General features: G+C 42.3%; 12 protein-coding genes and 2 pseudogenes. 8 read left to right on the top strand and 6 right to left on the bottom strand.

The window, feature by feature from the left end; all coding sequences use genetic code 11:
• The coding region (locus LGZ98_RS20620) for a filamentous hemagglutinin N-terminal domain-containing protein (protein ID WP_262978509.1) at positions 1–564 on the bottom strand (564 nt) is incomplete at its 3' end.
• A 517-nt stretch (positions 565–1,081) separates the two neighbouring features.
• On the opposite strand from LGZ98_RS20620, the gene rluB reads away from it, so the two are divergent.
• Positions 1,082–2,014, top strand: a complete 933-nt coding sequence (gene rluB / locus LGZ98_RS20615) for a 23S rRNA pseudouridine(2605) synthase RluB (RefSeq protein ID WP_113041365.1) — start codon at positions 1,082–1,084, stop codon at positions 2,012–2,014.
• Positions 2,015–2,050: 36 nt separating this feature from the next.
• Here rluB and cobO read toward each other — a convergent pair whose 3' ends face one another.
• Positions 2,051–2,647: a cob(I)yrinic acid a,c-diamide adenosyltransferase gene (gene cobO, locus LGZ98_RS20610; RefSeq protein WP_223121385.1), complete on the bottom strand. Its 597-nt coding sequence runs from the start codon at positions 2,645–2,647 to the stop codon at positions 2,051–2,053.
• Positions 2,647–3,411, bottom strand: coding sequence for a YciK family oxidoreductase (locus LGZ98_RS20605; protein WP_113041366.1), 765 nt, complete (start codon positions 3,409–3,411; stop codon positions 2,647–2,649). The genes cobO and LGZ98_RS20605 overlap by 1 nt, the downstream gene beginning before the upstream one ends.
• A gap of 296 nt (positions 3,412–3,707) precedes the next feature.
• Between LGZ98_RS20605 and LGZ98_RS24140 the strand changes: the two are divergent.
• The 4 genes and pseudogenes from LGZ98_RS24140 to LGZ98_RS20580 all read left to right on the top strand — a co-directional run bounded on the left by LGZ98_RS24140 (position 3,708) and on the right by LGZ98_RS20580 (position 7,552).
• A pseudogene (locus LGZ98_RS24140) lies at positions 3,708–4,471 on the top strand (CatA-like O-acetyltransferase).
• Between the two features lie 674 nt (positions 4,472–5,145).
• Complete coding sequence (gene sohB / locus LGZ98_RS20590; protein WP_262978508.1) at positions 5,146–6,192, top strand: protease SohB; 1,047 nt, start codon at positions 5,146–5,148, stop codon at positions 6,190–6,192.
• Positions 6,193–6,220: 28 nt separating this feature from the next.
• Entirely contained in the window at positions 6,221–6,418 is a 198-nt protein-coding gene (locus LGZ98_RS20585) for a hypothetical protein (RefSeq protein ID WP_262978507.1), read from the top strand.
• A 303-nt stretch (positions 6,419–6,721) separates the two neighbouring features.
• Positions 6,722–7,552, top strand: coding sequence for an alpha/beta fold hydrolase (locus tag LGZ98_RS20580; protein WP_262978506.1), 831 nt, complete (start codon positions 6,722–6,724; stop codon positions 7,550–7,552).
• Positions 7,553–7,762: 210 nt separating this feature from the next.
• Here the strand turns inward: LGZ98_RS20580 and LGZ98_RS20575 are convergent.
• Positions 7,763–7,962: pseudogene (locus LGZ98_RS20575) on the bottom strand (DUF2498 family protein); the annotation flags it as partial.
• Between the two features lie 351 nt (positions 7,963–8,313).
• On the opposite strand from LGZ98_RS20575, the gene topA reads away from it, so the two are divergent.
• Entirely contained in the window at positions 8,314–10,917 is a 2,604-nt protein-coding gene (gene topA, locus LGZ98_RS20570; protein ID WP_228901996.1) for a type I DNA topoisomerase, read from the top strand.
• Between the two features lie 304 nt (positions 10,918–11,221).
• Positions 11,222–12,196 (top strand): HTH-type transcriptional regulator CysB, encoded by a 975-nt coding sequence (gene cysB / locus LGZ98_RS20565; protein WP_262978505.1) that lies wholly within the window; start codon positions 11,222–11,224, stop codon positions 12,194–12,196.
• A 50-nt stretch (positions 12,197–12,246) separates the two neighbouring features.
• Here the strand turns inward: cysB and LGZ98_RS20560 are convergent, their stop codons facing one another.
• Complete coding sequence (locus tag LGZ98_RS20560; protein WP_228901997.1) at positions 12,247–13,074, bottom strand: Evf family palmitoylated virulence factor; 828 nt, start codon at positions 13,072–13,074, stop codon at positions 12,247–12,249.
• 266 nt (positions 13,075–13,340) lie between these two features.
• Here LGZ98_RS20560 and acnA point away from each other — a divergent pair, with 266 nt between their 5' ends.
• Complete coding sequence (gene acnA / locus LGZ98_RS20555; protein WP_262978504.1) at positions 13,341–16,016, top strand: aconitate hydratase AcnA; 2,676 nt, start codon at positions 13,341–13,343, stop codon at positions 16,014–16,016.
• A gap of 92 nt (positions 16,017–16,108) precedes the next feature.
• On the opposite strand, the gene ribA is transcribed toward acnA, so the two are convergent.
• On the bottom strand, positions 16,109–16,705 hold the full coding sequence (gene ribA, locus LGZ98_RS20550) for a GTP cyclohydrolase II (RefSeq protein ID WP_162107658.1): 597 nt from the start codon (positions 16,703–16,705) through the stop codon (positions 16,109–16,111).
• Positions 16,706–16,870 lie beyond the last annotated feature (165 nt).

Raw genomic sequence — 16,870 nt, 5'->3', positions numbered from 1 at the left:
CTTGCCATCTAACCCTTTACCGCCAATGGTAATCTGGCCTGTTTTAACCTCCAATGCTTCCAACGCGCCCTGTTTATCAAATTGGGGTTTACCTGTAGTCAGTGTTGCACTCGAAGTATTAATAAAACCACAGCCATCACAAGTAATGCCGTTGGGGTTGGCAATCATCACATTGGCTTTATGGCCGAAAATCTCCAATTGGCCTTGCAGGTTAGATTGTCCGCTGCCGGTCACTTCATTAATAATCAGTTCCGCTGCTTTTCCATGCAGATTAGGGTTAGCGTTAAGTTGCCCCGCCAGTTGTGATTTAGCCGCTTGCGTGGCGTTATTGAGTACGGCGCCTTGAGTGGCAATGTTAAATTCTTTATAGGTGTTGTGGGATATTCCCGCGTCATTCGGCGTGGCAATATTGACCACCGGGACGTTGCTTTGGTTTTGTACCTGTGTCTGGTTATTATCCGGTGTTATTCCTGCGGCAATCGCCGGGTGGAGCGGCTGAATGGCGGTCAGGTAAATTAAAAGATAACTCGTGCCTCTCGCCACAGAGTGGTTGCGTTTACTCATCATACTATCCCTTTTGTTTAATTTAAGTGTTAAAAAGTCAGTGATGCTGACCAATAAGTGACCTGAGCATCAGCGGTCAGGCTTCGGGTATAAAATAGTCATTTACCATAGAGAATATTGATTATTTAATAGTTACATTATTGAACCATTTTAATGTGTAATTAATTGACCGTCAGAATGGGTAGCATGAAATGTGATCAGTGTTGGGTTTTTTAATCCTGATAATGGGGAATCTGTTATATTAAATGTCGGCAAATCGCGATAAGGATGGAGATATTGTTCCCTTACGCCAGCCATGATGCTTTCAGTTTTCGCGTGATAGGGAATTGCTGGATTAGAATCATTGTGTCTGAAATTAGTGTAGAATGCTCGGCCACGGATTAGAATGTATGAGCTATTTTCTAGCATTCTATGCTATCAAATGTATTAAAATCAGTTTGTTATGATTGAATTCTGTCATAACGTATTGATTGATATATAACACGACGCCTGTGAAGGCGACAACAGAGGTTGCTCAATGAGCGGTAAGACACAGAAATCTGAAAAGTTACAGAAAATTCTCGCGCGTTCCGGTCACGGTTCCCGCCGCGAAATAGAAGGTTATATTCAACAGGGGCGCGTCAGTGTTGACGGTAAGATCGCGACTTTAGGTGATCGCCTTGAAGTTCAGCCCGCCACAAAAATCCGCCTCGATGGTCGGGTATTAAATATCAAAGAATTACAAAAAGCGGTTTGCCGTGTTTTGGCTTATTACAAACCAGAGGGTGAGCTTTGTACTCGTCATGATCCAGAGGGGCGGCCAACAGTTTTTGATCGTCTTCCTAAATTGCTAGGTTCCCGCTGGATAGCGGTTGGGCGTCTGGATGTGAATACCTGTGGTTTATTGTTATTTACCACGGATGGCGAACTGGCTAATCGCTTGATGCATCCAAGCCGTGAAGTTGAACGCGAATATGCTGTCCGTGTCTTTGGTGAAGTTGATGATGCCAAATTGAAACAACTGGCTAAAGGGATTCAACTGGAAGATGGTCCAGCTTCATTCCGTACTATCGCGTTTAAGGGGGGGGAGGGGATGAATCAATGGTATAACGTCACGCTGACAGAAGGACGTAACCGTGAAGTTCGTCGTCTTTGGGAAGCAGTTGGTGTACAGGTGAGCCGTCTTATTCGTGTGCGTTATGGGGATATTAGTTTGCCAAAAGGCTTACCACGCGGGGGATGGACGGAACTGGGTCTGGAGCAGACTAACTATTTACGCCAATTAGTGGATTTGAATGAAGAGACGGTTTCTAAAGTGGCCGTTGGGCGTGATCAACGCCGTCTTAAAGCTAACCAAATCCGCCGAGCGGTTAAACGCCATGCTCAAGTCGCATCGCGTCCATCGGCAGGCAAACGTCCGGGCAGTTCACGCCAGAACGCGGGGCGTACAACCGCACCAAAAGGTCGTTAAGTTTTCTGGGTCTCGTGTGTTATAACGGGGCCTTTTTTACCAATCGATCCCTTTTTGTGCCTTAATGCCGGCGTCAAAGGCATGTTTTACCGGGCGCATCTCTGTCACGGTATCTGCCATTTCCAATAATTCACGATGACAACCGCGGCCGGTGATAATAACGGATTGGTGTTCCGGTCGGTGGTTGAGCGCAGTAATAACTTCTTCCAGAGGAAGATAGCCATAACTCACCATATAAGTCAGTTCATCCAAGACAACTAGATCCAAATCGGGATCAGATAACATCTCTAACGCATAGCGCCATACCTGATGGCAGGCTACAGTATCCGTTTCCCGGCTTTGAGTTTCCCAGGTAAAACCTGTTGCCATAACATGAAAATTCACCCCATGCTGTTCCAGCAGATTTTTCTCGCCATTCTCCCATTTCCCCTTGATAAACTGGATCACACCGGCGCGAAATCCATGACCTATCGCTCGGGTCACGGTGCCAAATGCCGCAGTGGTTTTGCCTTTACCATTGCCGGTAAAAACGATGAGAATACCCCGTTCTAATTGGGCGGCTTCAATACGGAAATCCACTTTTTCTTTTAGGCGTTGTTGCCTTTTTTGATGTTGGTTGTCATTGATTGTCATTATTCGGCTGGTCCTGCTTTGCGTCCGGGTTGGGCATCAAAACTGATGCCTGTTTTATGCAGACTATCGCTGCCCATAAGATAAAGATACAGTGGCATAATATCTGCCGGTGTTTTCAGTTTAGCAGAATTTTCGTTAGGGAATGCGCGGGCGCGCATATTTGTGCGTGTACCGCCGGGATTAATACAGTTAACGCGTAGAGAAGTGTGTTTATATTCTGCTGCTAAAACTTGCATCATGCCTTCGGTTGCAAATTTAGAGGCAGAATAGGCTCCCCAACCACAACGACCTTCACGGCCAACGCTCGAACTGGTAAAGATTAATGATCCGTCAGGTGACTTCAATAATAGCGGCAATAAGGCTTGTGTTAACATAAAGGTCGCATTGACGTTGACTTGCATAACATCATGCCATAATTGGACGGGTTGCTCTGCCATCGGCGCGACAGCTCCCAGTAAACCGGCATTATGCAATACGCCATCCAGATGCGGATAATGTTGCGCTAAATCGCCAGCGAATGCCTGACACTCTTCGGCTGTGGCGGTAAGCAGATCCATGGTGTAAACAGTTGCAGGGGCACCACCTGCTTGTTCAATCTCTTTTTGGACAGTTTCCAGTTTGTGTGTTGTTCTGCCAAGTAAGATCACTTGTGCACCGTAACGGGCGTAAGTCAAAGCCGCTTCACGGCCAATACCCTCTCCAGCACCTGTCACCAAAATAATACGTTGTTGTAGGAGGTCATGTTTTGGTTGGTAATGTAACATTTGAAGATTTCCTGTTGTTGACGGCGCGATTTGTTACCGTCGGAGGCCGTTCGGGCTATCAAAACAGAAAGTGATATATTGAGTCAAATTTGCCAAGGTTGATTGCTCAGGAGATAAACGGAGCATAGTGCTGTGTTGGTAGTTATTTGTCTTTAGCTAATGTATAATTTTTTTTCGTCAGAGACTGGGTATTTAATCCAATTTCACACCGGAGTGATTATGATGCCAATACAAACAGAAAGAGCAGCCCTTCTAATTTAATCAATTTGTTAAATTTTACATTAGAAGGGGAAAACATGAATTACTCAAAGGTTGATATAGATCTCTGGGATAGAAAAGAGCATTTCTTGCATTACCGTAATGTCGCGCAATGCGGATTTAGTCTAACAGCAAAAATTGATATTACCCATTTGTTATCTTCGTTGGTAGAAAAACAATATAAATTCTATCCAACCATGATTTATTTAATATCAAAAGTTGTGAACTCTTATTCTGAGTTCAGAATGGCTATAAAAGATGAAGAATTAATTATACCCTATGGATTTCAAGTTGCATCGCGACGGCAAGGGAACGAATCCCCGGGAGCATAGATAACTATGTGACCGGGGTGAGTGAGCGCAGCCAACAAAGAGGCAGCTTGAAAGATGACGGGTATATATGGGATGGTGTAAATCCTGCGTATACAATCTTTCACAAGGAAACAGAAACATTCTCAGCGATTTGGACTGAGTTCAATTCTGATCTGTCCGAGTTTATGAAAAATTATTCTGATGATTATGAAACCTATAAAGATGATCTTTGCTTTTTTTCTAAACCAGAACTACCTGAAAATCACTTTCACATATCATCAGTGCCGTGGGTAAGTTTTGATGGATTTAACTTGAACATGGCGAGTTTTACCGATTATTTTCCACCCATATTTACAATGGGAAAATTTTACCAAAATGGAAATCAAACTCAGTTGCCTTTGGCAATTCAGGTGCATCATGCTACTTGTGACGGCTTCCATGTGGGACGTGTTATTAATAACTTACAAGAGCTATGTAACGATTTTATTTAGTTAAAGCCTTAAAGCTAACCTGAATTATTTATGGCTTCAATATAAGGTTGTATCGGAAATATGCTAATAGCCATCAGTTAACACTGGTGGTTTTCACGATTGAAGTTGGTCGGGATCATGATTACGATTGGACTATTGCTGTACAAGCGGCTGGTTGTTAAATTTGTTGAACTAGAGGTTCATGTCACTTCATTATGAAACACATTGAGTCTGTTGTTAAAATTTTCATTGATAATTACAAACTAACGACTACCCATTAAATTATTATATAATAGGGATAGCGATCTAACTGTATTGTAAGGGCAGCATAATGATGGGGACTGTTTGGCCATTATTCTTTACTCACAGCGATAGCAGTTTACTTTTCCATTGTTCAATAATTTCTCTCTTTTCTTTCAGATAGTGGTAGCGATCAGGCAGTTATAACAGTCAGAATGCTTGGTTGAAACGCCGGGTTTTTGTGATTCTGCAATCTAATTGCTCATTTTTGAACTAGTCCCCCATTTCTCCATCTTAATGGTGTAGAATTAGCTACTGAGACCGATATACTGGACGTTTTTATTTGTACATATTCGTATTTATTGAATACGAATTAATTATAATATATTGTTTTTAAGTGAAAAAAATCAAATACATTTATTTGGTAAATGTTTAAGAAACAAAAGGTGGATTTTGTGGAATACTTATCTCTTTACGGGTTGTTTTTAGCCAAAGTAGTTACGCTGGTGTTGGCGATTATTGCTCTGGCAATATTGGGTATCGGCATAGGAATGCGGAAATCTTCGCTAAAAGGAGAATTGAAACTCGTCGATCTCGGTGAGTCATATCGGGATAAACAGCGTCAAATGCAGCGGGCGCGCATGACAGAAGCGGAAGGGAAAATCTGGCAGAAAGCGTTTAATAAGCAACAAAAGCTCGAATCCAAGCAGAAGAAGAGTGACGCTAAGACAGGTCATAAAGGGTTACAGAAACCTTGTCTTTATGTACTGGATTTTAAAGGGAGTATGGATGCACACGAAGTCGATTCATTACGTGAAGAGATTAGCGCGATTCTGGCCGTGGCAGATGCAAAAGATGAAGTGTTGTTACGTCTGGAAAGTCCAGGTGGCATGGTGCATGGCTATGGATTGGCGGCCTCTCAGCTTGCCCGTTTGCGTCAGAAAGGTATTCGCTTGACTATCGTCGTAGATAAAGTTGCTGCCAGTGGGGGCTATATGATGGCTTGTGTTGCTGATCGTGTAGTTGCTGCACCTTTTGCCATTATTGGTTCTATTGGCGTGGTCGCTCAGATTCCGAACATTCATAAGCTATTGAAGAAAAATGATATCGATGTGGAACTCCATACGGCTGGTGAATATAAACGTACACTGACTGTGTTGGGAGAAAATACAGAGCAGGGCCGGAAAAAGTTTCAGGAAGATCTGAATCAGACTCACGAACTATTCAAATCGTTTATTCATACACATCGCCCATCACTTGACGTGGAAAGTGTGGCGACGGGCGAATATTGGTACGGCTCACAGGCGAAAGAGAAGGGATTGATTGACGAAATTGGTGTCAGCGATGATCTGTTGATTGCTCAAATAGATAACTGTGAAGTTATTGGTGTCAGTTATACACGCCGTAAACGCATGGTAGAGCGTTTCACCGGCAATGCAATGGAAGGTATTGATAAACTGTTATTGCGCTGGTGGCAAAGAGGGGAGAAGCCTCTGCTTTAATTAAATCCGCTATTTTGGATCAATTATCTTGGCGTATACCCTATTGATTTCAAGATGCTTCGCGGCGGCAAGGGAGCGAATCCCCGGGAGCATAGATAACGATGTGACCGGGGTGAGCGAGCGCAGCCAACAAAGAGGCAACTTGAAAGATGACGGGTATATCCTAAGGCGTTCTATTTCGACGCTCAGGGACGCCTCGATATATTGCTTAATTGTGATGTGCTAATTGAACAGAGCAACGCTTATTCTCATGATGTTATTCCACTGAAAAACCTGCTATTTTGGCCCTGTTAAAATATTACAGGTGTTACATAATTTGCTTTACATCCCCCTTCCTGCTTGTGATGAGCCGCAGGCTTTTCTACACCAATAGTTGATACTCTGGCTTTGCGTTTATGTGTTCTGCTTGGCTGATTTTCAAACAAATACAAGTCACTTTTGCACAACGTTATTGTGCGTCTTTAAACGCATTATGAAAATCCCCGAAGAATGGCAACTTACAATAATATTCATAAGGAAATAAAGTATTATGGCTATTTCACAATACGATATTCATACCAGTCATGCTGTCATCTCTGTTGCTGATACGGGAGGTGATGGGTTACCGGTCCTCCTTATACACGGTAATTCGAGTTCCAAAGATGTTTTTCGCCATCAAATTAACTGTTTTGGTGACGAATACCGGATTTTAGCTATTGATTTACCCGGACACGGTTCTTCATCAAATGCAGTGGACCCTCGCCGGACCTATTCGATACCTGGTTATGCTCTTTGCATCATCGAAGTACTGGAAAAATTAGGCGTCGATAAAGTTGCTGTTTTCGGATGGTCACTGGGGGGACATATCGGTTTAGAGCTGATCCCAAGATTCCCAGGGATTGTTGGGCTAATGATTTGTGGCACGCCGCCGGTTAGCCCAGGTGCAGAAAATGTCAGCCTTGGATTTAAACCAAGCCGGTTTATGGCAATATCGGGTAAGGCTTCGCTGACAGAAGAGGAGATTACGGATTATACCTTGGCGTTGTATGGTGAAAACGCGCTTTGTGAGCCATTTTTGAGAGCCGCAGTGGCGCGGACCGATGGTTTGGCCCGGCAATATATGTCTGAAGCATCGGTTTCACCAGACGTTATGGACCAACGGTTATTGGTTGAAACAAACCCAACACCACTGGCTATCGTCAATGGTGTAGAAGATTTATTCGTTAATATTGATTATATTAACGGGATAACCTACAAAAATCTCTGGACTGGTCAGGTGTATAACTTGCTCAACTTGGGACATGGGCCATTCTGGGAAGCGCCAGAGCTGTTTAACCGTTTGATGGCGGGTTTTTTCTCTGATCTCACCTTAGAAGTGTAATTAATACTTGTAGTTATACCGGCAGATATATTTTTATACCCGTCATCTTTCAAGTTGCCTCTTTGTTGGCTGCGCTCGCTCACCCCGGTCACATAGTTATCTATGCTCCCGGGGATTCACTCCCTTGCCGTCGCGATGCATCTTGAAATCTATGAAGGTATATATTGTTTTCATATATCTGCCTATTCGTTGCTCAATAAATTTTTGTTATTAATTTTCGAGATAATATTGTTTCGGTAGGATAGGCGTCAGGTGTTTGAACATATTGAAAATAGCAGTACTTTTTACTGTGGGTAAACCATTTTCCATTAGAAAAAATTCACCATTAATACTAATACATTTCCTTTTTGTTTTACGCTACTTATATACATACCATGAATAAAATCTTCACGTTGGCGGATAATATCGCTGGCTTTTTTTAGTCATTGTTCACCTTTAATCGGTGTTGTTCTGTTTCGTCTTTTTCTATCCTTAATCAAAAATAATTTGTTGCGCATCATTTTTTATCAGGTAGAGTGTGAACTTTTCATCATGCAGATGGAAGATTTTGTTTACGGTGATCGCTTCATTCATTTGCATAGAGCATGGGCGGTATCTAAAATACCTTAGATAATTCAATATGTTTCGAGTTTGGGAAAATCAACTGAATAAAAATAAGTTGATATATTGAGAATCTATCGCAATATAAAAAGAGGTTTTAAATACCGTGATATGGCGCAGTGAATTCCACCATCTGAAAAGATAATTAGGTAAAGATAACTATGGGTAAAGCTCTTGTAATAGTGGAGTCCCCGGCAAAGGCCAAAACAATCAACAAATATTTGGGGAGTGACTACGTGGTGAAATCCAGCGTTGGTCATATCCGTGATTTGCCGACCAGTGGCTCAGCCAGCCAAAAGAGTTCGAGCTCATCTACCGATAAGTCTAAGAAGAAGGTTAAAAAAGATGAGAAAGCTGCATTAGTCAACCGTATGGGCGTTGATCCATACCATGGTTGGGAAGCGAATTATCAGATTTTGCCGGGCAAAGAGAAGGTCGTGGCAGAGCTAAAATCACTGGCTGAAAAAGTTGATCATGTTTATCTCGCAACGGATCTTGACCGAGAGGGAGAAGCCATTGCATGGCACTTGCGGGAAGTGATTGGCGGTGATGGCGATCGTTTTAGCCGGGTTGTTTTTAATGAAATCACTAAAAATGCCATCAAACAGGCATTTGATAATCCGGGTGAATTAAATATTCACCGGATAAATGCTCAACAAGCTCGCCGTTTTATGGATCGAGTCGTGGGTTATATGGTTTCTCCGCTACTGTGGAAAAAGGTTGCTAGAGGGCTCTCTGCCGGTCGTGTGCAATCGGTGGCGGTACGCCTTGTAGTAGAAAGAGAGCGTGAAATTAAAGCGTTTGTACCAGTAGAATATTGGCAATTACATGCTGATTTGCTGGCGAAAGGCGAAATTTCACTGCATATGGAAGTGACCCATCAGCAGGGTAAACCGTTTAAGCCAGTTAATAGTGAACAAACTCAAGCCGCCGTCTCTTTACTGGAAAAAGCCCGTTACAAAGTGCTCGATCGTGAAGATCGTCCAACCTCCAGTAAACCGAGTGCGCCGTTTATCACATCTACGTTGCAACAGGCGGCCAGCACGCGTTTAGGGTTTGGTGTTAAAAAGACCATGATGATGGCTCAGCGTTTGTATGAGGCCGGATATATTACTTATATGCGTACTGATTCAACCAATTTGAGTCAGGATGCGCTGGATATGGTTCGTGGTTATATCAGTGATAATTTTGGCGATAAATACCTGCCAAAAGCAGCCAATACTTACAGCAGTAAAGAGAATTCACAGGAAGCGCATGAAGCGATTCGTCCTTCCAGTGTTGATATCATCATGGCAGAGCAACTGAAAGATATGGATGCGGATGCACAGAAGCTGTATCAGCTAATCTGGCGTCAGTTTGTGGCTTGTCAGATGACACCGGCGAAATACGATTCCACAACATTGACGGTACAGGCGGGTGATTTTGAATTGCGTGCCAAAGGTCGTACATTGCGTTTTGATGGCTGGACAAAAGTAATGCCTGTGTTGCGCAAAGGTGATGAAGACCGCACGTTGCCGGTTGTTGAAATTGGTACAGAACTTGATTTGCAACAACTGCTCCCAAGCCAGCACTTCACCAAACCACCGGCACGTTACAGTGAGGCATCCCTGGTTAAAGAGCTGGAGAAACGCAGTATTGGTCGTCCATCCACTTATGCTTCCATTATCTCCACGATTCAGGAGCGTGGTTATGTTCGCGTGGAGAGTCGCCGTTTCTACTCGGAGAAAATGGGAGAAATTGTTACTGATCGTCTGGAAGAAAATTTCAACGAGCTGATGAGTTATGATTTTACTGCGCGAATGGAAGATCAGCTTGATCAGGTTGCAAGTAACAAAGCCGAATGGAAAGGGATTCTGGATGAGTTTTTCACAGATTTTAGTGAACAGCTAGACGTCGCCAATAAAGAGCCGGAAGATGGCGGTATGCGGCCTAATCCGATGGTAATTACCTCTATTGAGTGCCCGACATGTCAGCGCTCTATGGGCATTCGAACAGCGACCACTGGCGTTTTCTTGGGTTGTTCTGGTTATGCGTTATCACCTAAAGAGCGTTGTAAGCAGACGATAAATCTTATCCCTGAAAATGAAATTCTTAATGTCTTAGAAGGGGATGAGGCGGAAACAAACGCATTGCGCGCCCGTCGTCGCTGTAAAAAATGTGGTACAGCGATGGACAGTTACCTTATTGATAGCCAACGTAAGTTACATGTTTGTGGTAATAACCCGGCTTGTGATGGCTACAAAGTGGAAGAGGGTGAATTTCGCATTAAGGGATATGACGGTCCTGTTATCGAATGTGATAAATGTGGCGCTGAAATGCACTTGAAAATGGGGCGTTTTGGTAAATACATGGGTTGCACCAATGAAACTTGTAAAAATACCCGCAAAATCTTGCGCAGTGGGGAAGTCGCGCCGCCAAAAGAGGATCCGGTTCCGTTACCAGAGCTTCCTTGTGAAAAATCTGATGCCTATTTTGTATTGCGTGATGGTGCAGCCGGTGTATTTTTAGCAGCAAATACTTTCCCTAAATCTAGAGAAACCAGAGCGCCGTTGGTAGAAGAGTTAGCTCGCTTTAAAGAGCGTTTGCCGGAGAAATTACGCTATCTGGCTGATGCGCCTGTGGCGGATGCTGAAGGTAATAAAACAGTTATCCGTTTTAGTCGTAAGACTAAACAGCAATATGCTTCTTCAGAGAAAAATGGCAAGGCAACGGGGTGGAGTGTGTTTTATGTTGATGGGAAATGGGTTGAGAAAGACAAAAAGTAACCATTTCTGACAGAATCAACACTCTCTTTTTCTTAGAAAAGGGATTATTTTCTTCTATTAAGCCAACCTTATAGGTTGGCTTTTTTCGCCTATTGGCATTATCTTAAAATATATGAATTAGAATCCGATTAAACATTCATTATGAATTTTTAATTATTCGTTATATAAATATATAATCGTGTTATAGTGGTTATATGCGACAACAATATTATTTCTATTCGTTATAATAAATAGCAAACAGCAATATCAGTCCAGGTTTCTAAGCCATAATTGTTCACAGCGTTTATTTTGGGATGGTGTTTATATGAAATTGCAACAGCTTCGTTACATCGTGGAGGTGGTAAACCACAACCTTAATGTTTCATCTACGGCAGAAGGACTGTATACATCTCAACCCGGGATCAGTAAGCAGGTTAGAATGCTTGAAGATGAATTAGGCATTCAGATTTTTTCCCGTAGTGGTAAACACCTGACGCATGTTACTCCCGCAGGTGAAGAGGTTGTCCGAATTTCTCGTGAAGTATTATCTAAGATTGATGCAATACGGTCAGTTGCTAGTGAACATACTTATCCGAATCGTGGTTCGCTATATATTGCTACTACTCATACACAGGCCCGTTATGCATTACCTTCTGTGATTAAAGGCTTTATTGAACGTTATCCTCAGGTCTCTTTACACATGCATCAGGGGTCGCCAACACAAATTGCTGAAGCTGTCAGTAAAGGTAGTGCTGATTTTGCTATTGCAACTGAGGCACTGCATTTATATGAAGATTTGATAATGTTGCCTTGTTACCATTGGAACAGGACGCTGGTGGTCACGTCGAATCACCCGCTGGCAGGTAAAGAGAGTGTTTCAATTGAAGAATTGGCTGAATATCAACTGGTCACTTATACATTTGGTTTTACCGGTCGTTCTGAGTTAGATGTTGCATTCGATAAAGTGGGTTTAAAGCCTAAAATTGTTTTCACTGCGACGGATGCTGATGTCATTAAAACTTATGTCCGGTTAGGATTAGGTGTGGGGGTTATTGCCAACATGGCGGTTGATCCGGTGCAGGATAACGACCTTGTTTGCATTGATATGCGTGATAAATTCAGCTACAGCACAACTAAGATTGGTTTTCGTCGCAGTAGTTTCTTGCGCAGTTACATGTATGATTTTATGTGGCGTTTTGCGCCTCACCTGACGCGTGATGTTATTGATCAGGCAGTTGCTTTACGCTCAAATGAAGATATCGAAGTCATGTTCAAAGATATCAAATTACCAATCGTATAATGAAATAATTAGGGAGCGAATGATTGCTATTGGCTCCCTAATTTTGCTTATCAGATGGGTTCAAACTCACCACTGAAGAAATCATCAGAATCTTCTATTGATATTTTTCTTTGTTTATTGATGAAATTATCAAAACTGGCTTTAATCTCAGGATTTTCGAGCGCCTCATAGTCTAAAACCGATATTAAGGATGAATACTCAAAATCAATATTGATATTTTCATTAGAAGCACAACTTGATAAAAAGTTTGAATTAGTGCTATCAAAATTAACTCGATAGAGTTTTAGTTTCGGAATATATACGGTCTTCTCTCCTACAATCAAGGTATCGATAGCAATCGTTAGTGTCACAGTAGAATAGAAGCCTTTATTTTTCCGTATGCCTAAACGAATCGTTTCCCCTTGCTTGGTAAGAAACTTAGCGAAATCTGGCAGCATATCTGTATTTTCGAATACAACCACATTCATAATGAAATTAAGGAAACTTTGTGAGATGCTTAAACCATTTAATGAATCGGTGTAATTTTTAGATTCAACTTTGCTAGTACCCATTAGAGGTAATTTGTTAACGACTTTAGTCCAAAAGTCCATATCTGTTTTATATTGCTCTCCATACTTTTCCGCGTATTTATTGACATAATTGGTTGCAATGGAGGAGAGTGCAATTAATGTTTGACTTAAGCTATTAGTTTTATCTATGACTTCTGGTTTATCAGATAATTGTTTGGCTATAATGAACTGAACTAAACCATCCTTTTCATTATATTTATTGGTATTTTCTATACTAAAATAAGCATCGTCGATGTGAAAGAACGTATTAGCTTCATTGATTTTTGCGATATGTTCCTGATTATTTGTAATTGCGTTTTTTATATCCATTATTTTTTCCTTGTTTTTTTATTGATAATTTGAATCCAATTGAATTGTTAGCGGGTTAATTCTAGCTGATTATCATTCGATTGTTTACCCGACTAAATTATCAAAATTTATTACTGAAATTCTGATAGATACACTGAATTGATTCATTGTGCGGTAATGGGAAACAAATATTTGCTTATATGTTATGTTTAATTTGTGCCATTATCATTAATGGCTAGGCACTAAGGTAGTTTTGAGTTATGCCAGTATAAGAAGAAGGAGGAGTTATGTCGTTTGATTTAAAAAAAGTTTGTGTTTCAACACTTTCCGCTGCAAGTAAACAATATGATTATTACAGCTTACCACTGGTTGCTAAACATTTGGGTGATATTTCCCGTTTGCCCAAATCACTGAAAGTTCTTCTGGAAAATCTTCTTCGCAATATCGATGGCAATTCTGTTGTTGTTGATGATTTGAAAGCAATTGTTGATTGGCAAAATACTGGTCATGCAGACAGAGAAATTGCTTACCGGCCAGCACGTGTATTAATGCAGGATTTCACCGGGGTGCCTGCCGTTGTTGATTTAGCGGCCATGAGAGAAGCGGTTCAGCGCCTTGGTGGTAATGTTGAACAAGTTAATCCACTATCACCCGTTGATTTGGTTATTGACCATTCAGTTATGGTGGATAAATTTGGCACGGAAAAAGCCTTTGAACAAAATGTTCAATTAGAAATGGAACGTAATTACGAGCGTTATCTCTTTCTGCGTTGGGGGCAAAAAGCTTTTAACCGTTTTCGTGTTGTCCCGCCCGGAACCGGGATTTGCCATCAGGTAAACCTGGAATACCTGGGTAAAACGGTTTGGCATGAAATGCATAACGGACGAGAGTTGGCTTATCCTGATACCTTGGTTGGTACCGATTCTCATACCACCATGATCAATGGTCTCGGTGTTCTAGGATGGGGTGTGGGCGGTATTGAAGCTGAAGCGGCCATGTTAGGACAACCTGTTTCCATGCTTATTCCTGATGTGGTGGGTTTTAAACTTACCGGTAAGTTACGCGAAGGAATTACTGCAACAGACCTTGTATTGACAGTGACTCAGATGCTGCGTGCCCATGGTGTGGTCGGGAAATTTGTTGAATTTTATGGAGATGGGTTAGCTGATTTGCCGCTGGCAGACAGGGCAACCATTGCCAATATGTCACCGGAATATGGTGCAACTTGCGGTTTCTTCCCGGCAGATGATATTACCCTGAGCTATATGCGATTGACAGGGCGTACAGAACAGCAGATTGAGCTGGTAGAAGCTTATTGTAAGATCCAAGGATTATGGCGAAATCCCGGTGATGAACCGGTATTTACCAGTAGTCTTGAACTGGACATGTCGACGGTGGAAGCGAGCCTCGCTGGACCGAAACGTCCACAAGACAGGGTGGCTTTAGCGCGAGTACCTCAAGTATTTCAATCATCCGTTGATCTGGAAATGAATAAACCCGAGGGGAAAGCCATCTCAGCGCCAGTTAATCTGGATAATCAGCAGTATGAGTTAGAAGAGGGGGCTGTTGTCATTGCTGCAATTACTTCTTGTACCAACACATCTAATCCCAGTGTGCTAATGGCTGCGGGGTTATTGGCGAAAAAAGCGGTTGAGAAGGGGCTTAAACGCCAACCGTGGGTGAAAACCTCACTGGCGCCCGGCTCGAAAGTGGTGACAGATTACCTTGAATTGGCGGGCTTGATGCCTTATCTGGAGAAACTGGGCTTCAATCTGGTTGGTTACGGTTGCACAACTTGCATTGGTAACTCTGGGCCATTGCCTGAATCGATTGAAACGGCGATTAAGCAAGCTGATCTTACCGTCGGTGCCGTCCTTTCTGGCAACCGAAACTTTGAAGGCCGTATCCATCCTCTGATAAAAACTAACTGGCTAGCATCGCCGCCGTTAGTCGTGGCCTATGCTTTATCCGGCAACATGAAAAAGGATTTGACTAAAGATCCTCTTGGTCAGGATCAACAAGGCAATGATATCTATTTGAAGGATATCTGGCCTGATAGCAAAGAAATTGCTAAAGCCGTTGATCAAATTAAGGCTGATATGTTTCACAAAGAGTATGCGGAAGTCTTTGATGGTGATGAAATATGGCAGTCGCTGGATGTTGCGAGTTCTGCAACTTATCACTTCCAGCTTGATTCTACTTATATTCGCCACCCACCATTCTTTAGTGATATGACAGCAGAGCCTGAAGCGATAACGGATATTCACGGCGCGAATATATTGGCTATTCTTGGGGATTCTGTAACCACGGACCATATTTCTCCGGCGGGGAATATCAAAGCTGATAGCCCGGCAGGGCGTTATCTTCAAGAACATGGGGTTGAACCTAAGGATTTTAACTCTTACGGCTCAAGGCGCGGCAATCATGAAGTCATGATGCGCGGAACGTTTGCCAATATCCGTATCCGTAATGAGATGATTTCTGGTGTAGAAGGAGGATATACCCGCCATATTCCGTCACAGACACAATTAGCGATTTATGATGCAGCTATGCGTTATCAGGAAGAAAAAACACCATTGGCTATCATTGCGGGCAAAGAATATGGTTCTGGTTCGAGCCGCGACTGGGCAGCGAAGGGGACTCGGTTATTGGGGGTTAGGGTGGTGATTGCGGAATCATTTGAGCGTATTCACCGTTCGAACCTGATTGGTATGGGGGTATTGCCATTGGAATTTTCTCAGGGCGTAAATCGTAAGACATTAAATCTGCGAGGTGATGAGACAATTGATATTGAAGGGATGAATGACCTCAAGCCGGGACAGATTGTTCCGGTGAAAGTGACTTATTCGAATGGGCGTCAGGAAATCATTAATGCTCAGTGTCGTATTGATACCAGAACTGAATTAGATTATTTCCATCACGGTGGTATCTTGCATTATGTTATTCGTCACATGTTGAAATAATTTTTATACCCGTTATCCATAGGGTATACATCATACTAAAGACGGCACTGATTTATTTAGGCGCCGTCTTTTCCAGCTAGCTTACTGAGAAACTAATTTTGCTCAGGTAACAAATGACCCATTTTTCTGGCTTTGGTATCCAAATAATAAGCATTTTTAGGATTCCGGCCGGTAATTAATGGAACACGTTCTACAATATTAATACCTGCTTCGGTCATAATTTCCACTTTTTTGGGATTATTTGTCAGCAGACGAATAGCTTGAATACCGAGTAATTTATACATATCTGCACATAAGGTGAAATCACGCTCATCGGCGGCAAAACCTAACTGATGGTTAGCTTCTACAGTATCGATACCGTTATCCTGTAACGCGTAAGCACGAATTTTATTGATTAAGCCAATATTACGACCTTCTTGTCGATGATAAAGTAATACACCTCGCCCTTCTTTAGCAATTTGAGCAAGGGCGGCTTCAAGTTGAAAACCGCAATCACAACGTAGACTAAACAGGGCGTCACCGGTCAGACATTCTGAATGGATCCTGGAAAGAACAGGTTCATTGCCAGAAATAGTACCGTATACTAATGCGACATGATCTTGACCTGTGGCGATTTCTTCAAAGCCGACCATTAAAAAATCACCCCAAGGAGTGGGTAACTTGGCCTCAGCGACTCGTTTTAATTGCATTTTATTGTTCATATGTTGATTCAGACTCGTTACAAGACATAGATGTGAAAAACAATACCGGTCTGGGAAATCAGCGGACACTGCGTAAAAGATTTTCTCTGATTATCATGCGGCTATATCTTGCCATATTTACCGCAAATTATCTGTCAAAAACTTTCAAATAAT

The organism is Photorhabdus kayaii (genome assembly GCF_025384895.1).
Classification (GTDB): domain Bacteria; phylum Pseudomonadota; class Gammaproteobacteria; order Enterobacterales; family Enterobacteriaceae; genus Photorhabdus; species Photorhabdus kayaii.
This window is presented reverse-complemented; position numbering and strand designations above follow the sequence as displayed.